Origin of the sequence: Streptomyces sp. NPDC058457 (assembly GCF_042720695.1) — a bacterium.
Taxonomy (GTDB): domain Bacteria; phylum Actinomycetota; class Actinomycetes; order Streptomycetales; family Streptomycetaceae; genus Streptomyces.
Genome location: NZ_JBHXLU010000018.1, coordinates 108,734 through 128,300 on the forward strand (window position 1 = coordinate 108,734; position 19,567 = coordinate 128,300).

General features: G+C 72.1%; 19 protein-coding genes. 4 read left to right on the forward strand and 15 right to left on the reverse strand.

Annotation, left to right across the window (positions count from 1 at the left end; translation table 11 throughout):
• Positions 1–164: 164 nt before the first annotated feature.
• The 3 genes from ACFWPS_RS17440 to ACFWPS_RS17450 are packed head-to-tail and all read right to left on the reverse strand — an operon-like array spanning position 165 to position 2,117.
• Positions 165–476, reverse strand: coding sequence for a barstar family protein (locus tag ACFWPS_RS17440; protein WP_383705895.1), 312 nt, complete (start codon positions 474–476; stop codon positions 165–167).
• A gap of 1 nt (position 477) precedes the next feature.
• Positions 478–1,146, reverse strand: coding sequence for an alpha/beta hydrolase (locus ACFWPS_RS17445; RefSeq protein ID WP_383705897.1), 669 nt, complete (start codon positions 1,144–1,146; stop codon positions 478–480).
• A 5-nt stretch (positions 1,147–1,151) separates the two neighbouring features.
• Positions 1,152–2,117 carry a Dyp-type peroxidase gene (locus ACFWPS_RS17450; protein ID WP_383705899.1) on the reverse strand — a complete coding sequence of 322 codons (966 nt, stop codon included), beginning with the start codon at positions 2,115–2,117 and terminating at the stop codon, positions 1,152–1,154.
• Between the two features lie 311 nt (positions 2,118–2,428).
• Between ACFWPS_RS17450 and ACFWPS_RS17455 the strand changes: the two genes are divergently transcribed.
• The 3 genes from ACFWPS_RS17455 to ACFWPS_RS17465 all read left to right on the forward strand — a co-directional run bounded on the left by ACFWPS_RS17455 (position 2,429) and on the right by ACFWPS_RS17465 (position 4,920).
• Positions 2,429–2,761 (forward strand): hypothetical protein, encoded by a 333-nt coding sequence (locus ACFWPS_RS17455; RefSeq protein ID WP_383705901.1) that lies wholly within the window; start codon positions 2,429–2,431, stop codon positions 2,759–2,761.
• 158 nt (positions 2,762–2,919) lie between these two features.
• Positions 2,920–4,266: an MFS transporter gene (locus tag ACFWPS_RS17460; RefSeq protein WP_383705903.1), complete on the forward strand. Its 1,347-nt coding sequence runs from the start codon at positions 2,920–2,922 to the stop codon at positions 4,264–4,266.
• 63 nt (positions 4,267–4,329) lie between these two features.
• On the forward strand, positions 4,330–4,920 hold the full coding sequence (locus ACFWPS_RS17465; RefSeq protein ID WP_383705904.1) for a TetR/AcrR family transcriptional regulator: 591 nt from the start codon (positions 4,330–4,332) through the stop codon (positions 4,918–4,920).
• A gap of 180 nt (positions 4,921–5,100) precedes the next feature.
• On the opposite strand, the gene ACFWPS_RS17470 is transcribed toward ACFWPS_RS17465, so the two are convergent.
• The 4 genes from ACFWPS_RS17470 to fmt all read right to left on the reverse strand — a co-directional run bounded on the left by ACFWPS_RS17470 (position 5,101) and on the right by fmt (position 9,681).
• Complete coding sequence (locus ACFWPS_RS17470) at positions 5,101–6,144, reverse strand: sugar-binding transcriptional regulator (RefSeq protein WP_383705906.1); 1,044 nt, start codon at positions 6,142–6,144, stop codon at positions 5,101–5,103.
• A 78-nt stretch (positions 6,145–6,222) separates the two neighbouring features.
• Positions 6,223–6,909, reverse strand: coding sequence for a ribulose-phosphate 3-epimerase (rpe, locus tag ACFWPS_RS17475; RefSeq protein ID WP_383705908.1), 687 nt, complete (start codon positions 6,907–6,909; stop codon positions 6,223–6,225).
• A 337-nt stretch (positions 6,910–7,246) separates the two neighbouring features.
• Entirely contained in the window at positions 7,247–8,665 is a 1,419-nt protein-coding gene (locus tag ACFWPS_RS17480; protein ID WP_383705910.1) for an RsmB/NOP family class I SAM-dependent RNA methyltransferase, read from the reverse strand.
• Between the two features lie 83 nt (positions 8,666–8,748).
• Positions 8,749–9,681 (reverse strand): methionyl-tRNA formyltransferase, encoded by a 933-nt coding sequence (gene fmt / locus ACFWPS_RS17485; protein WP_383705912.1) that lies wholly within the window; start codon positions 9,679–9,681, stop codon positions 8,749–8,751.
• A gap of 525 nt (positions 9,682–10,206) precedes the next feature.
• On the opposite strand from fmt, the gene ACFWPS_RS17490 reads away from it, so the two are divergent.
• Positions 10,207–10,791, forward strand: a complete 585-nt coding sequence (locus ACFWPS_RS17490; RefSeq protein ID WP_383705913.1) for a hypothetical protein — start codon at positions 10,207–10,209, stop codon at positions 10,789–10,791.
• A gap of 98 nt (positions 10,792–10,889) precedes the next feature.
• Here ACFWPS_RS17490 and ACFWPS_RS17495 read toward each other — a convergent pair whose 3' ends face one another.
• The 8 genes from ACFWPS_RS17495 to ACFWPS_RS17530 all read right to left on the reverse strand — a co-directional run bounded on the left by ACFWPS_RS17495 (position 10,890) and on the right by ACFWPS_RS17530 (position 19,478).
• Positions 10,890–13,049 carry a primosomal protein N' gene (locus ACFWPS_RS17495; RefSeq protein WP_383705915.1) on the reverse strand — a complete coding sequence of 720 codons (2,160 nt, stop codon included), beginning with the start codon at positions 13,047–13,049 and terminating at the stop codon, positions 10,890–10,892.
• Between the two features lie 132 nt (positions 13,050–13,181).
• Positions 13,182–14,390 carry a methionine adenosyltransferase gene (gene metK, locus ACFWPS_RS17500; protein ID WP_361299001.1) on the reverse strand — a complete coding sequence of 403 codons (1,209 nt, stop codon included), beginning with the start codon at positions 14,388–14,390 and terminating at the stop codon, positions 13,182–13,184.
• Between the two features lie 239 nt (positions 14,391–14,629).
• Positions 14,630–15,835: a bifunctional phosphopantothenoylcysteine decarboxylase/phosphopantothenate--cysteine ligase CoaBC gene (coaBC, locus tag ACFWPS_RS17505; protein ID WP_383705917.1), complete on the reverse strand. Its 1,206-nt coding sequence runs from the start codon at positions 15,833–15,835 to the stop codon at positions 14,630–14,632.
• A gap of 114 nt (positions 15,836–15,949) precedes the next feature.
• Entirely contained in the window at positions 15,950–16,222 is a 273-nt protein-coding gene (rpoZ, locus tag ACFWPS_RS17510) for a DNA-directed RNA polymerase subunit omega (protein ID WP_039649019.1), read from the reverse strand.
• Positions 16,223–16,273: 51 nt separating this feature from the next.
• Positions 16,274–16,867 carry a guanylate kinase gene (gmk, locus tag ACFWPS_RS17515; protein ID WP_383705919.1) on the reverse strand — a complete coding sequence of 198 codons (594 nt, stop codon included), beginning with the start codon at positions 16,865–16,867 and terminating at the stop codon, positions 16,274–16,276.
• 60 nt (positions 16,868–16,927) lie between these two features.
• Positions 16,928–17,251 carry an integration host factor gene (locus ACFWPS_RS17520; protein ID WP_003977346.1) on the reverse strand — a complete coding sequence of 108 codons (324 nt, stop codon included), beginning with the start codon at positions 17,249–17,251 and terminating at the stop codon, positions 16,928–16,930.
• A 278-nt stretch (positions 17,252–17,529) separates the two neighbouring features.
• Entirely contained in the window at positions 17,530–18,375 is an 846-nt protein-coding gene (pyrF, locus tag ACFWPS_RS17525) for an orotidine-5'-phosphate decarboxylase (RefSeq protein ID WP_383705920.1), read from the reverse strand.
• Complete coding sequence (locus ACFWPS_RS17530) at positions 18,372–19,478, reverse strand: quinone-dependent dihydroorotate dehydrogenase (RefSeq protein WP_383705922.1); 1,107 nt, start codon at positions 19,476–19,478, stop codon at positions 18,372–18,374. The genes pyrF and ACFWPS_RS17530 overlap by 4 nt, the downstream gene beginning before the upstream one ends.
• Positions 19,479–19,567: the final 89 nt, after the last annotated feature.

Consider the following 19,567-nt stretch of genomic DNA (forward strand, 5'->3'; position numbering starts at 1 on the left):
GACCGGCCGGCCAGGGGGAAAAGCACGTACTTCATTCTCCCATGCGGACCGGTACGTCATGCCCGGGACGAAGGTCCAGGCAGGTCAGAGCTCGTTTGGAGGAACCTACGGGGACGAGGCCGACCGAGGGACGGGGACGAGGCCGGCCGAGGGACAGGGCGAGGTCAGCCGAGGGCGAGGGCGATGGTCAGCGCGGGTTCGTCGGCGGACGCGCCGGTGAACACCCGCCGGGCGGTCTCCCACTCGTCCGGCCGGGTCCGTGCGTATCCCTGCCACCCGGTGACGACGACCAGGAGCCCGCGGCCGGCGGCTTCCGGCGGCCACACCGAGGGGTCGCGCAGGCTGTCGGTGAGGGCGTCCCAGTTGCGCCCGAACCAGCCGGGCAGACCCAGGACGGAGGCGACGCGTTCCATGAGGCCGGCCTTGTCGGCGACCCCGGTGAGGTCGAGCGTGACCAGATGCGGACTCGTCGTCATGTCAGTGGCGTCCAGGAGGGGTTGCGGGGCCGGTCTGTTCGGCCAGCCAGGCCGCCGCCGAGCGGGTCCAGGTCGAGGCCTCGCCCGCGCCGCGGGCGAGGCCCAGGCTGTGCGGGCCGTGGGGATAGACGTGCACGGTGTGGGGCACGTCGTTGGCGGCCAGGGCCGTGGCCAGGCGGTAGGTGTGCTCCGGCAGGACGTACGGGTCCTCCGCCGTGTGCCAGAGGAAGAACGGCGGCGCCGTCGGGGTCACCAGCGCGTCGAGCGAGGTGGCCCGGCGCAGCTCCGGCGAGGCGTCCTCGCCCAGCAGGACGATCCGGGAGGGCCGGTAGGTCTCGGTCTCCATCGAGGTGATGGCGTAGCCGAGCACGGCGAACTGCACGGATGTCCGTACGTCGTGGTCCGCGGCCAGGGCCGCGAGACCCGCGAGATGCCCGCCCGCCGAGAACCCCACGAGCCCGATCCGGTCGGCCCCTTCGGCGCGCAGGCGCCGGATCTCGGCGCGCAGCGCTTCGAGGGGCACCGGATGCCGGACGTCGAGGGGATACCGGAAGACGCTCGCCGCCAGGCCGAGCCCCAGTCCGGTGAGCCACTCGGCGACCGGCTCGGCCTCGTGCTGGGCGTGCTGCACGTAGCCGCCGCCCGGCAGCACGATCACATGCGCGGACATCGGTGTCACTGTCCTTTCTCGCCGGCTCCGGGGAGCGCCGGCAGATCGTCCAGGAAGTCGTCGGACGGCACGAAGAAGAGTGTGCCGGTGACCGCGGTGGAGAAGTCGAGGATCCGGTCGTGGGGGGCGTCGGCGGTGCCGAGGAACATGTTGCGCAGCATGTGCTCGATGACGTCCGGCGTCCGGGCGTACCCGATGAAGTAGGTGCCGAACTCGCCGCGGCCGGGGCTGCCGAACGGCATGTTGTCCCGCAGGATCTGCTGTTCCTCGCCGTCCGGTCCGGTGATCGTGTTCAGGTCCACGTGGGAGGCCGGCTCCTCCAGTTCGAGGTTGGTGGCCTTCGTACGCCCGATGATCCGCTCCTGCGTCTCGGTGGGCAGCGCGTTCCACGCGCCGAGGTCGTGGACGTACTTCTGTACGACCACATAGCTGCCGCCGGCATGGCGGGGATCCTCCGCGCCGATCAGGACGGCCCGGCGGGCGGCGGCGCCGACCGGGTTCTCGGTGCCGTCGACGAAACCCAGCAGGTCGCGGGCGTCGAGGTACTTGAAGCCCGGCACCTCGTCCTCGACGGTCACCGCGTCGCGCAGCCGGTGCATGATCTCGGCGGCAAGACCGAAGCACAGGTCGAACCGGGTGGCCCGGATGTGCAGGAGGAGGTCGCCGGGGGTGACGACCGCGGTGTGCCGGGGCCCCTGCAGCGGCCGGAAGGGGTGCAGGCCCGCCGGGCGGGGGTGGTCGAACAGGCGGTCCCAGGCCGCGGAGCCGACCCCCGCCACACAACTCAGCGCGGCTTCCGGGGTACCGAACCCGAAGCTGCGCTCCAGCGCGCGGAGATCGCCCAGCACCTCCCGTGCCGTCTCCTCGCCGCCGGGGCGGACGGTGAGCACCAGGAAGATCGCGGCGGTGGTCAACGGACCGAGCACCGGCTGCGGTTCGGCTCCCGGCACGGACTGGGGTTCGGTGGTCAACGCGTCCTCCCGATGCGATCGGCGCACGGCCTGTCGTACTGTCGTACACATACTCGGGGTTGACGGCGTCCAGCCGATGAAGACGCTCCATGTGACGGCGTCGAGATTGTCATGAGTGCCTGTCGCCCCGGCATCACATGAACGGGTGAGGACCGGGCCGCCCGTGCCGAACCGGGCCGCCCGGCACGGCTCACGGAGCGCGCATCGAAGTCCTCGAGGTGCCGGGCGACCAGGTCCGGTTCCTCCAGCGGGGACAGGTGGCCCACGCCGTCCGGTTCGGTGCGGGTCGCGTTGGGGAGCAGGGGGAGCAGGTGCTCGCGCAGCACCTGCGGCGGGTCGACCTTGTCCGCGCCGCCGGCCAGCACCAGCACCAGCACCAGCACCAGCACCAGCACCAGCACCAGCACGGGTACGTCGGTCTTCCCGACGATGCCGGAGAAGTCCTCGACCAGCCCCTGCCGCGGCCAGGCCGAGCGGGCCGCTTCCGCCGCGCCGGAACTGTCCTCCAGGACCTGGCCGCGCAGGGCGCCGCCCGGAGCGGCCCGGGCAGCGGCGCCAACCTCCGCGCCCGCTTCCGGGACGCCGTCGGCAGCACGCCCACCGCGTACCGTCGCGCTTCCCGTGCGACCGGCGACGCCGCCTGAGCGCGGCTGCGGCGCGGAGAATTTTCCGAAGAATCCTTCGCCCGACGGAATAGACAGACCTGTCTATGCGGTTGACCAGGCCAGGTAGACAGACCGGTCTACTCAACAAGAACCTCCGAACCGACGATCTTCGGCCCCGTCCCCGCGAAGGATCTCCGATGAACCATCTCGCACCGCACGAGCGCACCGAGCGCACCGAGCGAATCGCGCAGGCCGCGCGCGCCGAGCGCCCCAGGGCAACGCGCAAGCCGATCCCGCCGCGCGCCGCGTTCTACCTGCTCGCCTCCGTCGTCGTCTCCTTCCTCGCCGCCTCCAGCGCGCCCACCCCGCTCTACGCGACCTACCAGGCCGAATGGGGGTTCACCCCGATCACCACCACGGTCGTCTTCGGCGTCTACGCGATCGCCGTCCTCTCCGGCCTCCTGGTCCTCGGCAAGCTGTCCGACCACGTCGGCCGCCGCCCGGTCCTGATCGCTGCGATCGCCGCCCAGGCCGCCGCGATGCTGCTGTTCACCACCGCCGGCGGCGTCGGCGAACTGCTCGTCGCCCGCGTCGTCCAGGGCCTGTCCACCGGCGCCGCCCTCGGCGCCGTCGGCGCCGCGATGATGGACATCAACCGCTCCCGCGGCACCCTGGCGAACGCCTTCGCCCCCGGCCTCGGCACCGCGACGGGCTCTCTGATCAGCGGTTTCGTCGTGCAGTACCTGCCCGCCCCGACCCACGCGATCTACCTCTGCCTGCTGGCCGTGTTCGTGGCCCAGGCGGCCGCCGTCGCCCTGATCGACGAGACCGTCACCAGGCAGCCGGGCGCCCTGGCCAGCCTGGTGCCGGAGATCAGGCTGCCGCGCACGGTCCGCGGCGCGGTCCTCGCCGCCTCCCCCGTCATCTTCGCGGTCTGGGCACTCGCCGGGTTCTACGGCTCCCTGGGCCCCGCCCTGGTCCGCACCCTGGTCGGCTCCACCTCCGCCGTCTGGGGCGGCCTCGGCCTCTTCGTCCTCGCGTTCGTCGCGGCCGCCTCGGTCTTCGCCCTGCGCACGGCACAGGCCGCGACCATGATGTACACCGGCATCGGCGCGCTCGTGGCCGGCGTGGCCCTCACCCTGGTCGCCGTGGACCTGAGCGCACCGGCGCTGTTCTTCGCCGGCACGGCCGTCGCGGGCGTCGGCTTCGGCAGCGGTTTCCAGGGCGGCATCCGCACCGTGCTGCCGCTGACCAAGCCCCATGAGAGCTCGGGCGTGCTGTCCCTGCTGTTCGTCGTCGCCTACCTCGGCATGGGCGTCCCCTCGGTCGCCGCCGGCGCGCTGGTGGTGCACGGGGGCGGGCTGGTCCCGACCTCCGAGGAGTACGGCGCGGTGGTCATCGCCCTGGCGCTGCTGGCCCTGTCCGCCCTGCTGCTGCGGCATGGCAGGCCGCAGAGCGGGCCCGGGGTGAAGGTGGCGTCCGGCGGCCCGCAGGCGGCGTCGGTCCGGGCGGAGCAGCCCGAGGGCCTCACGCGGGCACGCTGACTGAGTAGACCGGTCTGGTCAGCCATAGTCTGGAAGTCTGGAAGTGACGGGAACGTGAGTGGCATGACGAAGACGTCGACCGCTGCCAAGGCCCCCACCGCACGGGAGCGGCTGCTCTCGGCGGCGAACGAGCTGTTCTACGCGGAGGGCGTGCAGACGGTCGGGATCGACCGGATCATCGAGCACGCCGGGGTCGCCAAGGCCTCGCTGTACAACACCTTCGGCGGCAAGGAACAGCTCATCCGGGCCTACCTCGACTCCCGGCACGCCAAGCTGACCGAGCGGCTGCTGCGCGGTGTGGACGGCGCCGACAACCCGCGGGACCGGCTGCTGGCCGTCTTCGACGCGCAGGCCGAGCTGTTCACCGAGCAGGACTACCACGGGTGCGCCTTCGTGGCGGCCAGTGCGGAGGCCAAGCACGGCAGCGCCATCGAGGAGGCCTCCGACGCGTACCGGGCCTGGGTCCGGGCCCTGTTCACCGACCTCGCCCGGGACGCGGGCGCCCCGGACCCCGAGACACTCGCCCGCCGGCTGCACCTGCTGTACGACGGTGGCGGGGTGTCCGCGCGGATGGACCGCGACCCGTCGGTGGGCGCGGTCGCCCGGGAGGCGGCCGCCGTCCTCATCGACGCGGCCCTGCCGGCCCGTTCCTGAGGGCCGCACCACCTGTCCCCCCCGATCCGGCTCGTCACCAACTCCCGTACCGTGCACGGGCATCGGAGCGCTGACGGGACGGACGCCGAGGAGACCCTGCCGGGGAGGCGGCCCGGAGGCCGTCCCACCCGCCGCGGCAGCGTTGTCAGCCCGGCTGCCGCGGCGATGCCATGATCCCGGTCAGGGACCGTCCGGGTCCGCGCGGCTCAGCGCGGGCTTGGGGGTGGTGCCCGCCGTCATCAGGTAGTCGGCGGCCGAGGTGTCCGTGACGAGGCTGGTGACCAGCCCCGACCGCAGCACCGCGTCGATCGCCGCCGCCTTGCGCTGCCCGCCCGCGATCGCGACCACCTCGGGGACACGGCGCAGCTGGTCGGCCTTGACCGTGATGCATCGCTCGCCCAGGTCCCGTCCGACCCGGCGGCCTTCGGCGTCGAAGAGGTGCGCGGCCATCTCGGCGGCGACGCCCAGCGTGGCGTAGTGCGCACGCTCCTCGTCACTGAGCATGTCGTGCACCGTGGAGATACCGGGCTCCCAGGAGCCGATGGAGACACAGGCGACCGTGACCTTGTCGAAGTACTCGAAGGCACGGGCGATCCCGGTCTGGTTGCGCAGCGCGGCCGCGGTGGCCGCGTCGGGCAGCAGCATCGGCGCGTAGATCGGGTGGGCGTCACCGCCCGACACCTGGGCGGCGCGGCGGACGGCCTCCACCGAGCCGCGCTCGGAGGTCCCGGCGTCGTACACGCCCGTCAGCTGCACCACCGTGCAGGGCGGCAGCCGGTCGAGCGCGGCCGCCATGTGAATCGTGGACCGGCCCCAGGCGAGGCCGAGCACATCCCCTTCGTTGACGAGTTCGCCGAGCAGGTCCGCGGCGACCTCGCCGAGGTTCTCGGGGTCCGGGGTCTCCTCCGCCTCGGCCGGGGACTCGACCACCACGGCATGCCGCAGGCCGTAGCGGGCGCGGAGCGCGTCCGAGCGCTCGGCGTCCAGTTCGGCCGGTACGCGGATCTCGATGCGTACGAGATCCCTTTCGAGGGCAGTCTCCAGTACCCGGGCCACTTTGAAGCGGCTGACGCCGAACTCCTCAGCGATCTGGATCTTGGACTTGCCCTCGAGGTAGAAGCGGCGGGCCATGGCCGCCGCCTGCACCAGCTCTGCGGGTCCCATCCGCATGGCTGACCGGCCCGCCGACATACCCGACACGGCCATCTCCTCACTGCTGTTCACACTCTGGATACGCCGTTCATCCTTGCAGATCCGGCGCACTTGATCAGCCCTGATCGGAGCCGTTCACGTTCCCGTACCTCAGTGGTCGCACGCCCACGACGCCTGGGCGGTGGCCGTCGCCGCCTGGGTGCGTAGTGCACGTACCGCCGCTGCCGGGTCGTTTGCCCCGTACACCGCTGAACCTGCCACAAAAACGTCGGCTCCGGCATCCGCACACCGCTCGATCGTCGACGCGGAAACTCCACCGTCGACCTGCAGCCACAGCTCCAGTCCGTGCTTGCTGATCAACTCCCGGGTGCGGCGGATCTTCGGAAGCATGATGTCGAGGAACGCCTGGCCGCCGAAGCCCGGCTCGACCGTCATGATCAGCAGCATGTCCAGCTCGGGGAGCAGGTCCTCGTACGGCTCGATGGGCGTGGCGGGCTTGAGCGCCATGGCGGCGCGGGCCCCCTTCGCCCGGATCTCCCGCGCGAGCCGCACGGGCGCGGCGGCCGCCTCCACGTGGAAGGTGACGGAGGAGGCCCCCGCTTCGACGTACTGCGGCGCCCACCGATCAGGGGCCTCGATCATCAGGTGGCAGTCCAGCGGGGTGTCCGTAGCACGGGCCAGGGACTCTACGACCGGCACACCGAGCGTGAGGTTCGGGACGAAGTGGTTGTCCATGACGTCGACGTGGAGCCAGTCGGCGCCTTCGACCGCCTTCGCCTCGTCCGCGAGGCGGGCGAAGTCGGCGGACAGGATGCTGGGGTTGATCTGCACGGCCATGCCCCAAGCGTGCCATGCCCTGACGGGGAGGGCCGAGTGGGGTTCGGGGGTGGTTGCGGTCGTGGGTCGAGTGCGGGTGGGTGGGGGTTGCCCGCGCAGTTCCCCGCGCCCCTTACGGGGCGCTACCCAGCCGTGTCCTGCATAGCCGCGAACGCTCGTCCCAGCCCACCCAGCCGCGGGCAGCCGTGCCGGCTACTCAGCTGCGGGCGGCCGTGTCAGCTACTCAGCTGCGGGCAGGCGTGCCGCAGGGCGGCACGGGTGGGCGCTGGGGTCCCCCCGGCCGAAGGCTGGGGGGAGGCACCCGGCCGGCGCCGGTAAGCGTCCCCACCCCCCCACCTCAGCCAGTCCTCCGGATCAGCGCCAGATACATCGCGTCCGTGCCGTGCAGGTGCGGCCACAACTGCACGTCCGGCCCCTCGCCCAGCTCCGGCACCCCCGGCAGCAGCGGACGCGCGTCCACCAGCTCCGTCTCCGGACGCTGCTTCAGCACGTCCTGGACCACCGCCCGCGTCTCCGCCAGATGCGGGGAACAGGTCGCGTAACCGACCACCCCGCCCACCCGCACCGAGTCGATCGCGGTACGCAACAGCGCCCGCTGCAGCGGAGCGAAGCTGTCGAGGTCCTCGGGGCGGCGGCGCCACCGTGCCTCCGGGCGGCGGCGCAGCGCGCCCAGCCCCGTGCAGGGAACGTCCATCAGAACCCGGTCGAAGGTGCCCGGGCGCCACGGCGGCCGGGTGCCGTCGGCGGCGATGACCTGGTACGGACCCGGGTTGCCGTGCAGCGCCTTCGCCACCAGCCCGGCCCGGTGCGGCTGCTTCTCGGAGGCGAGCAGCACGGCCCCGCGCTCGGCGGCTAGCGCGGCAAGCAGCGCGGCCTTGCCGCCGGGTCCGGCACAGCCGTCCAGCCACTTCTCGTCCGGGCCCTCGACCGGCACGCCCGCGAGCGCGAGGGCGACCAGCTGGCTGCCCTCGTCCTGAACACCGGCCCGGCCCTCCTCCACGGCCGTGATGGCACCGGGCTCCCCGCCCTCGGTGAGCCGCACGGCGTACGGCGACCAGCGCCCCCGTACGGCGGCCTCCTCCTCGAGGAGTTCCTCGGGCGTGGCCCGCCCGGGCCGAGCGACCAGCGTCACCTCGGGCCGCTCGTTGTCGGCGGCCAGCAGCTCCTCGATCCCCGCACGGCCGCCTCCCAGGGAGTCCCAGAGCGCGGAGACGACCCACCGCGGATGCGAGTGCACCACGGCCAGGTGGTCCTCGGGGTCCTCGTCGTAGGGCGGCGCGACCTTCGCGATCCAGCCGTCGAGATCGTCCTGCGTGACCTTGCGGAGCACTGCGTTGACGAACTTGGCCCGCCCGTCGCCCAGCACCACCCGGGCCAGTTCGACGGAGGCGGAGACGGCCGCGTGGCTGGGAATCCGCGTGCCGAGCAGCTGGTGCACCCCCAGACTGAGCACGTCAAGGACCGGCGGGTCCACCTCGCGCAGCGGCCGGTCGACGCACTCGGCGATGATCGCGTCGTACGTCCCCTGCCGCCGCAGCGTCCCGTACACCAGCTCGGTCGCGAGCGCGGCGTCCCGCCCGTCGAAGTCGCCCTTCTCCCGGGCCTTGCGCAGCAGCGGCGGCAGCACGAGGTTGGCGTACGCGTCCCGCTCGTCCACGGCGCGCAGCGCCTCGAAGGCGAGGATGCGGACGGGGTCCCTCTGGGGACGACGGTAGGGCTTGGCGGGCCTGCGCGGCCGCCGGGACTGCTCGCTCACGAAAAAGGTGCTCCGGGTATGAGGATGAGGCGACTCCCAGCGTACGCCGCGTACGCCGGAAAGCCGCTGCTGAGAGGGGGCGCTCAGGATCCGAGCGACTCCCCGGTGCCGATGCGCACGCCGCGCGCCCAGTCGGCGGCCCGCATCGGCTTCTTGCCCTGGGCCTGCACCCAGAGCAGTTCCACGGCGTACGACCCCGTCCCCACGTGCACGCTGTTCTTCCCGACGGCGATCTGTGCCGGGGTGAGATCGGTCCGCTCGGGCACCGGCGTGACGTGGATGAGCTTGAGCCGCTCACCGCGGAAGGTGGTCCAGGCGCCGGGGGCCGGGGTGCAGCCCCGCACCACCCGGTCGACCCTCAGCGCCGGCGCCGCCCAGTCGACCTTGGCGTCCTCGACGCTGATCTTCGGGGCGAGGGTGATGCCCTCCCCCGGCTGCGGTACGGCCTTGAGCGTGCCGTCCTCGATGCCGTCCATGGTCGCGGCGAGCAGCCCGGCCCCGGCGAAGGCGAGCCGGGTCAGCAGGTCACCGCTGGTGTCGGTGGGCCGGATCTCCTCGGTGACGGTCCCGTAGACGGGCCCGGAGTCGAGCCCTTCCTCGATGAGGAACGTGGAAGCGCCCGTGATCTCGTCGCCCCCCATGATGGAGTGCTGCACAGGAGCCGCCCCGCGCCAGGCTGGCAGCAGCGAGAAGTGCAGGTTGACCCAGCCCTGGGCCGGCACGTCCAGCGCAACCCGCGGCAGCAGCGCACCATACGCGACCACCGGACAGCAGTCCGGCCCGATCTCCCTCAGCCGCTCCAGAAACTCCGGATCGCGCGGCTTGAGCGGCCTCAGTACCTCGATCCCGGCCTCCATCGCCCGCTCGGCCACAGGCGAAGCGACCAGCCTGCGCCCCCGCCCGGCCGGCGCATCGGGGCGCGTGACCACGGCGGCCACCTCGTGCCGTCCGGAGGAGATGAGAGCGTCCAGAGCAGGAACGGCGACTTCGGGAGTACCGGCGAAGACAAGCTTCATGGGCGACTGCGACCCTCTCGAACGACATCAACACGGGCAACACACAAGTCTATGCCGCAACAATCAACCACCACCCACAGCCCCACAGCCCCGCAAACCGGCAGCCCGGCTGCCCCGCAGACCCACAGCCCGGCTGCCCCGCAGACCCGCAGACCCGTAGCTCCGCAGACCGGCTGTCCCGCAGACCCACAGACCGGCAGCCCGGCAGCCCGGCAGAGCACGAACGGCGACTGCGGGTAGCGCCGGCGAAAGTCAAACAGCAAGGCCGACCGTCTACGGCGAACAGCCGGCCGCCGACGGCGAGTACCCCCGCAGGTTGGTCAGCCTCTCTGCCGACCGGGACGGGTGGTGCGCGGGTGGGAGAGCTCTCGGGTGGTGCAAACCCCGCCGCACGGCGTACGCATATGCCCATACGCCCCCACACCGTGACCAGCGGAGCGCCCACGCGTTGGTCAAGAGAGAGTTGACCACAACGGGCCGCATACGCGGCCCATTCCTTTCAACGCCGGTTCGAGAGGCTTGTTCATGGCCGACCACGCAACCCACGACGCCCAGGCCCGGGCCAGCCTGCACTTGCTGGTGCGGGACATCGAGCGGGTCCGCCGACAGGTGGACGCACTACGCACGCTCACCGCCCAGTTGGGCAACGTCTACCGCCCGCGCCGCTCCGGCCCGTCCACGGGCTTCGTCGTCTACGGACGCGCCCCCGCCCCGACGGTCCGTCTCGCCCAGGAACTCCGGGACAGTGTCGAGACCCTGGTCACGGCCGCCGTGGACTTCGACCGTTCACTCGGCTTCTCGTGGGACGCCGTGGGCTCCGCGCTCGGAGTCACCAAGCAGGCGGTGCACCGCCGTTACGGCGCCCGCCGCGCCACGGCCCAGGCCACTGTCACAGCCACAGCCACGGCCACGGCCACGGCCACGGCCACGGCCGAACCCGAACGGTCCACGGAACCGTCGGGCACCCGCACCATCAACATGGGCGGCGGCCTGCCCACAGTGCCGACGGTCCCGGCCGCCCGCTCCATGCCGACCCAGCCGACCGCCGGCAGCCCCACCCTCCGCGACGAGGCCAGGCCGACAGCCTTCCCCGGCCCGCGCAACGGCTGACACACGCAGCGGCCGACCGACACCACGGCTGACCCCAAGGGCCGACCCGCCCGCCCCTGCCCTCCCGGCAAGCATCCGGGAGGGCAGCCGTCTGGCTGTCACCCGATGTCCGGCGGATCGATCCGCACCCGAACCGCCTCCCCGCCGCCGCTCCCACTCCCCCGCGCCATCCGCGCCGCCTGAGCCGACTTCAGCGCGGCGGCGAGCGCCGCCCCGCTTCCCGGCGGCACCCTTACCAGCGCCCGCTCCCAGTGCTCCCCCGGCGGCGGCGCACCCACCCGCCGAGGCGCCCCGGCGCGCACCACGGGCACCGGTACCGGCCCCAACACCTCGGCGTCCGGCGGAAGTTCGGCCGTACCGAGGAACTCGGCAAGCGCCTCGGCCGTCCCCGAGACCGCCGCCATCCGCGACACCGGAGGAAACCCCAGCTCCGCCCGCTCGGCCAGCTCCCGTACCGCGTGTCCGACGGGATCCCACCGCACCAGCGCCTGCACGGGCCGCAGCGTAGGCTCCGCGACGACGACCACGGTCCCGCCGTCCCCCTGCGGCCGCACCAGCGCCCCGGCCGCGATCCACCGGCGCAGCGCGTCCTCACCGGCCCGCAGATCCGGCCGCCCCAGCATGGCCCAGCCGTCCAGCAGCAGGGCCGCCGCGTAGCCGCCCTCGGCGACCGGCTCGGCGCCCGGGGTGCTCACGACCAGTGCGGGTGTCCCCGGCACGGTGTCCAGCACCTGCTCGCGCCCCGAGGTCCGTACGGGTACGGCGGGAAAGGCCCGCCCCAGCTCCTCGGCGGTCCGCCGGGCCCCGACCACCTGGGCCCGCAGCCGGAAGCCGCCGCACTCGGGGCAGTGCCAGTCGGCCTCCGCACGCCCGCACCACCCGCACCCCAGCGCCCCGGCGTCCCGCGCCTCCAACGGACCGGCGCAGTGCCGGCAGCGAGCCGGTTCCCGGCACTGGGCGCAGGCCATCCGCGGCACATACCCACGCCGGGGCACCTGCACCAGCACCGGCCCGTGCCGCAGTCCGTCCCGGACGGCCTGCCAGGCGAGCGTCGGCAGCCGCGCGGCCCGCGCGGCCTCGTCCCGCGCAAGGTCCCCGTCGCCGACCGTCCGCACCAGCGGCGCCGCCCGCCGTACCTGCTCCCGGCCGGCCACCAGGGGCCGCGCCCAGCCGTTCTCCACGAGCTGCGCGGCCTCCACCGTGCAGCTCCAACTCCCGAGCAGAAACCCGCACTTGTCCAGTGCCGCCCGCAACAGCAGCACATCCCGGGCATGCGGCTGCGGGGCGTGCTGTTCACTGTGGCTGTCGTCCCCGTCGTCCCAGATCGCGACGAGCCCGAGATCCCGGACGGGCGCGAACATGGCCGCCCGCGTCCCCACCACCGCCCGCACCGAGCCACGGCTGACCGCGAGCCACTGCGCGTACCGCTTCTCGGGCCCGGCGTCGGCCGTGAGCAGCGCATGCCGCCCTTCGCCCAGCACGTCGGTCAGCGCGGCATCGACCCGCGCGGCGGCCCGCCCGTCCGGTACGACGACGAGCGCGCCGCGTCCCGAGGCGAGCGTGGCGGCGACGGCCCGGGCGATCTCCTCGCTCCACCCGGGCCCCGGCAGGGCGTTCCACACCGCGCGCGGCGCGCCGCCCGAGGCCAGCGACTCGACGAAGGCGGACCCGTGCTCGTACCGCCTCCAGGATCCGGCGCCCGGCACCGGCGGGGGCGGCAGCGGCTCGGGGGGCGGCCGCTTCTCGGCCCGTGCGCTGCGCGGCGGCACGGCCAGCTGCAGCACATCCGCGAGGCTTCCCGCGTACCGGTCGGCGACCGCCCGCGCGAGCCGCAGCAGTTCCTCGCTCAGCACCGGCTCGGGCGACACCACCTGGGCCAGCGCGGCCAGCGGCCCCGAGTAGTCGGACTCGGCGAGCCGCTCCACCAGGAACCCGTCGATGAGCCCCCCGCCCTCCCGACGCCCGTCCCGCACCCGGTGCCGGCCGGCCCCGAACCGCACCCGCACCCGCACCCCCGGCTGCGCGTCGGCGTCCAGCTCGGCGGGGACGGCGTAGTCGAAGTACCGGTCGAGATGGAGCACACCCTTGTCCACCAGCACCCGCGCGACCGGCAACCGCTCGGCCAGCGCGGCCCCCCGCCAGGTCCGCGGTTTGGCCCGGGGCGCCTTGGCCCCCCGCACGCTCTCCCGAATGAGCGCGAGCTGCTCCGGCGGCACCCCTCCGGCGCCCCCGCCCCCCTGCCCGTTCTCGCTGCTCACCCTTGCATTCTTACCAAACACCACTGACAACCGGCGCCGCCGAACCCCCGTATGACGAACCCTCCGTATGACACGCCGAAGGCCCGGCTCCCCCCGAAGGGAAACCGGGCCTTCGCCGAGGTGGCTCCGGGGCTACAGGCCCGCGGCCTTGCGCAGGGCGTCCACGCGGTCCGTGCGCTCCCAGGTGAAGTCGGGGAGCTCGCGGCCGAAGTGGCCGTACGCGGCGGTCTGGGAGTAGATCGGGCGGAGCAGGTCGAGGTCGCGGATGATGGCGGCCGGGCGCAGGTCGAAGACCTCGTCGATCGCCTTCTCGATCTTCTCGGCGTCGACCTTGGCGGTGCCGAAGGTCTCGACGAAGAGACCGACGGGCTCGGCCTTGCCGATCGCGTACGCGACCTGGACCTCGCAGCGGGACGCCAGACCGGCGGCGACCACGTTCTTGGCGACCCAGCGCATGGCGTAGGCGGCCGAGCGGTCGACCTTGGACGGGTCCTTGCCGGAGAAGGCACCGCCACCGTGGCGGGCCATGCCGCCGTAGGTGTCGATGATGATCTTGCGGCCGGTCAGGCCGGCGTCGCCCATCGGGCCGCCGATCTCGAAGCGGCCGGTCGGGTTGACCAGCAGACGGTAGTTCTCGGTGTCGAGCTTGATGCCGTCGTCCAGCAGCGCCTTCAGCTCCGGCTCCACGACGAACTCGCGGATGTCGGGCGCGAGCAGCGACTCCAGGTCGATGTCCGAGGCGTGCTGGCTGGAGACCACGACCGTGTCGAGACGGACGGCCTTGTCGCCGTCGTACTCGATGGTGACCTGCGTCTTGCCGTCCGGGCGCAGGTACGGGATGGTGCCGTTCTTGCGGACCTCGGAGAGACGCTTGGAGAGGCGGTGCGCCAGGAAGATCGGGAGCGGCATCAGCGTCGGCGTCTCGTCCGTCGCGTAGCCGAACATCAGGCCCTGGTCACCGGCGCCCTGCTTGTCCAGCTCGTCCTCGTCGCCCTCGACCCGGTTCTCGTACGCCGTGTCCACGCCCTGGGCGATGTCCGGGGACTGCGCGCCGATCGAGACCGAGACGCCGCAGGATGCTCCGTCGAAGCCCTTCTTCGAGGAGTCGTAGCCGATCTCGAGGATCTTGTTGCGGACCAGCGTCGCGATGTCCGCGTACGTCTTGGTCGTGACCTCGCCGGCCACGTGCACCAGGCCGGTGGTGATCAGCGTCTCGACGGCGACCCGGGAGGTCGGGTCCTCACGCAGAAGCGCGTCGAGAATGGTGTCGCTGATCTGGTCAGCGATCTTGTCGGGGTGGCCCTCGGTCACGGACTCCGAGGTGAACAGGCGACGGGACACAACGCTCCCTGGGGTTGCAGCGGCTGCTGGCTGATCATTGGCGGACAACGCGGGGGCTGCACCCGGGCATCGTCCGAGAACAGTTTATCGGTCGCACTCGGCCGCCGGCCCACCTGTCTCGACACTCGGGAGTGCTGTGACCTGCGGCACGGGCATTCTGCCCAATGGTCGGCGGCCTTGACCAGAGTCACCGCACCGTAATGTCACACCCGGGAAAGTTGACATATGGCTGAAATAAGTTAACCCAAACGGGCCGCCACCAGATCCCACACGGTGTCGGCGAGAGCCTCCTTCGGCCCGTGCGGCACAGGCGTCTCACTGCCGTCGGCGCCGAGCACCACGGCCTCGTTCTCCTCGGAGCCGAAGGTCTTGCGCTCGCCCACCTCGTTCACCACGAGCAGGTCGCAGCCCTTGCGGGCCAGCTTGGTCCGGCCGTTGGCGAGGACATCGTCGGTCTCGGCGGCGAAGCCGACGATCACCTGTCCGGTCCGCGCCCGGTCGGCCGAGATCTCCGCGAGGATGTCCGGATTCCGCACCAGGACGATCGGTTCGGGATCCTGGCCGTCCTTCTTCTTGATCTTCCCGGCCGCGTAGACCGCGGGGCGGAAGTCGGCGACGGCGGCGGCCATCACCACGGCGTCGGCGTCGGCGGCCGCCTTCAGCACCGCCTCGCGCAGCTGTACCGCCGTACCGACCGGGACCACGTCCACGCCGGCCGGGTCCGGCAGGCCTGCGGTGTTCGCGGCGACCAGCGTCACCCGGGCGCCCCGGGCGGCGGCCGTGCGGGCGAGGGCGTAGCCCTGCTTGCCGGAGGAGCGGTTGCCGAGGAAGCGGACGGGGTCGAGGGGCTCGCGGGTGCCACCGGCGGAGACGACGACGTGCCGGCCGGCCAGGTCGGGCTCCTGCACCCCCCGCGCGAGGACGCGACGGCAGACCTCGAAGATCTCCGCCGGGTCGGGCAGCCGGCCCTTGCCGGTGTCGACGCCGGTGAGGCGGCCGACCGCCGGTTCGATGACGACGGCACCGCGGCGGCGCAGCGTGGCCACGTTCTCCTGGGTGGCCGGGTGCTCCCACATCTCGGTGTGCATCGCGGGGGCGAAGACGACCGGGCAGCGGGCCGTGAGGAGGGTGTTGGTGAGCAGGTCGTCGGCGAGGCCGTGGGCCGCCTTGGCGAGCATGTCGGCGGTGGCGGGGGCGACGACGACCAGGTCGGCGTGCTGGCCGATGCGGACGTGCGGGACCTCTTCGACGTGGTCCCAGACCTCGGTGGAGACGGGGTTGCCGGAGAGGGCGGACCAGGTGGCGGCGCCGACGAAGTGCAGCGCGGAGGCGGTGGGCACGACCCGGACGTCGTGGCCCGACTCGGTGAACCTCCTCAGCAGCTCACAGGCCTTGTAGGCGGCGATGCCGCCGCTGACCCCCAGCACGACCTTCGGCTTGTCCACGTCACTCCCCGCACTTGGCTCCCGCACCGGCTCCGGCGCACGACTCCATCACACACCACAGGCCCGACAGTCGGCTGCCGGGCCTGTGGATAAGTCAACTGCAATACGAAAGTACTACTGAGCCGGGCCTTCGATGGCCTCGGAGGTCAGCAGACCCGCGTTGATCTCGCGCAGGGAGATGGAGAGCGGCTTCTCGTGGACGTGGGTGTCGACGAGCGGACCGACGTACTCGAGGAGGCCCTCGCCGAGCTGCGAGTAGTACGCGTTGATCTGACGGGCACGCTTGGCCGCGTAGATCACGAGGCTGTACTTCGAGTCGGTGGCCTCGAGGAGCTCGTCGATCGGAGGGTTGATGATGCCCTCGGGCGCGGTGATGGAAGAGGACACGCTCTGCCTTCCGATGGATGGGAAAGATTCAGTCTGAATGATCAGCAACGATCACACAACGTCCATCAAGGCTAGCAGCTCGCGCGCCACGTCCTCGACGGAGGTGTTGACCAGTGTCTCATCGAACTCCGGCTCGGCCGCGAGCTCGATCTTGGCCGCGTCCAGCCGGCGCTCGATCACCTCGGGCGCCTCGGTGCCGCGTCCGGTGAGCCTGCGCACCAGCTCCTCCCAGGAGGGCGGGGCCAGGAACACCAGCCGGCCGTCCGGCATGGTCTCGCGGACCTGCCGGGCGCCCTGGAGGTCGATCTCCAGGAGGACCGGCACGCCGGCCTCGAGGTGCTCAAGGACCGCGGCGCGCGGGGTGCCGTAGCGGTTGCCGGCGAATTCGGCCCACTCCAGGAGCTCGCCGTTGGCGATCAGCTTGTCCATCTCCTCGTCGGAGACGAAGAAGTAGTGGACTCCGTGCTTCTCGCCCGGGCGGGGCCTGCGGGTGGTCGCCGACACCGAGAGCCAGACCTCGGGGTGTTCCTTGCGCATATGAGCGACGACCGTGCTCTTGCCGACCCCGGAGGGGCCGGAGAGCACGGTCAGCCGCGGACGTGCGTCCGGGGGCTCGGGGGTCGTCCCCCGGAATGTTGCAGCCATGCAGCGATTATTCCAGCAATCGCGGGCCGCCCGGGACGGCTGTCCCGGACGGCCCGGCGATCAGGAGCCGGTGCTGCCGAACTCGCGCTCCAGGGAGGCGATCTGGTTGGACCCGAGGCCACGCACGCGACGGCTCTCGGAGATCCCGAGTCGCTCCATGATCTGCTTGGCGCGGACCTTGCCCACGCCCGGCAGGGACTCGAGCAGGGCGGAGACCTTCATCTTGCCGATGACGTCGTTTTCCTGGCCCTGCTTGATGACCTCGTGAAGAGAGGCGCCGGAGTGCTTGAGTCGATTCTTGACCTCGGCCCGCTCCCGGCGAGCCGCGGCGGCCTTTTCGAGCGCGGCTGCGCGCTGTTCAGGGGTAAGGGGCGGAAGAGCCACGCCTACGTCACCTCGGATGTCGAACTGTCGGATACGGACCGGTGAGGAACCTAGTCGCCCCACACCTGGGGAGCTACGAGCAACACGCTTGCCCGTTGACTCTGCTCGGAGACTAGCGGGCAAGTCCGCCGGAGTCAGCGAGAACAGCGGAAAAGTCCTGGTCAGCCTCCGCCAGGCCGGACATTTCAGACATATTGCCCTGGATTTGAGGATGTATTCACGATCGGGCAGTCGCCGAAGTGCCCGCCGAAGCACTCGCCGAAGTCTCGTCGGAGCCCTCACCGACCTGCGACGACGTCCCGGATCTCGCCCGCGAACCGCTCCGCGGCCGCCCGCAGGGCCCCGATGTCGGGACCGTGACGCAAAACACCTCGGCTCACGTTTGGAACCACGTTGCGCACCGCCGCGCCGAAGACCGCGGGAAGGTCGGCGGCCGTCGCCCCCTGTGCGCCCACGCCCGGCGCGAGGAGCGGGCCGTTGATGTCGAGGTCGTACGACGACAGGTCGCCGACCGTGGCACCGACGACGGCGCCGAAGGAACCCAGCGGCTCCTCCCCCGCGTTCTCGGCGGCCAGGTGGGCCAGCACGGTGGCGCCGACCGTCCGGCCGTCGGAGCGCACCGCGTGCTGCACCTCGGGACCCTCCGGGTTGGAGGTGAGCGCCAGCACGAACAGGCCGGCCCCGCTCTCCCGGGCCAGCGCGACGGCCGGGCTGAGCGAGCCGTAGCCGAGATACGGCGAGACGGTCAGTGCGTCCGAGAACAGCGGGGCGTCCTTGTGCAGATAGGCCTCCGCGTACCCGGCCATGGTCGAGCCGATGTCGCCGCGCTTGGCGTCCATCACGACCAGGGTCCCGGCCGCCCGCGCCTCCTGCACCACCCGTTCGAGCACGGCCACCCCGCGCGAGCCGAACCGCTCGAAGAACGCGCTCTGCGGCTTCATCACGGCGACCCGGTCGGCCACCGCCTCGACGACGGTACGGCTGAACCGCTCCAGGCCCGCCACGTCGTCGTTCAGACCCCACTCGGAGAGCAGCGAGGCGTGCGGGTCGATACCGACGCACAGCGGACCGCGCTCGTCCATCACACCGCGCAACCGCGCGCCGAAGGGCTCCAACGGGCTCATACGGTCTTCCTCACATCGGCGCCGACCGCGTCGGCGAGGGTGGCGTACGGGCTGGTGCGCAGGCGCGCCGCGAGGCCCTTGTGGACGGCACGGCCCCAGAAGGGCCCCTCGTAGATGAAGGCGCTGTAGCCCTGGACCAGCGTGGCACCGGCCAGGATGCGCTGCCAGGCGTCCTCGGCGTTCTCGATGCCCCCGACGCCCACCAGGGTGATCCGGTCGCCCACGCGCGCGTACAGCCGCCGCAGCACCTCCAGGGAGCGCGCCTTGAGCGGTGCCCCGGAGAGCCCGCCGGTCTCCTTCACCAGGGCGGGATCGGGGCGCAGCCCCAACCCCTCCCGCGCGATGGTGGTGTTGGTCGCGATGATCCCGTCCAGACCCAGCTCCACGGCGAGGTCGGCGACGGCGTCGACATCCTCGTCGGCGAGGTCCGGCGCGATCTTCACCAGCAGCGGCACCCGGCGGTTCGCCACCACGCGGTCGGCGGCCTCGCGCACGGCCGTCAGGAGCGGCCGCAGATGATCGACCGCCTGGAGGTTGCGCAGGCCCGGCGTGTTCGGCGACGACACGTTCACGACCAGGTAGTCCGCGTACGGGGCAAGCCGCTCGGCCGACTTCACGTAGTCGCCGACGGCCTCGGCCTCCGGTACGACCTTGGTCTTGCCGATGTTCACGCCCACGACGGTCCTGAAGACGGCCTCACGGGTAGCCAGCCGCGCGGCGACGGCAAGCGAACCGTCGTTGTTGAAGCCCATGCGGTTGATGAGCGCCCGGTCCGCGACGAGCCGGAACAGCCGCTTCTTGGGATTGCCGGGCTGCGCCTCACCCGTCACGGTCCCGATCTCGACATGGTCGAACCCGAGCATCGACATCCCGTCGATCGCGACGGCGTTCTTGTCGAACCCGGCGGCCAGCCCGAACGGCCCGTGCATCCGCAGCCCGAAGGCCTCGGTGCGCAGCTCCCTGTAGCGGGGAGCGAGGGCGGCGGCGACGAAAGTGCGCAGCACGGGGATGCGGGCAGCGAGCCGGATCCATCGGAAGGCGAGGTGATGGGCGGCTTCGGGGTCCATCCGCCGGAAAACTAGCTGGAAAAAGATCTTGTACATGACGTCCTCATGCCAAGGGGGACACCGACACCGGTGCCCCCCTCACAGACAGCTGGGCAACGCGCCCCGAAAGGGGCGCGGGGAACTGC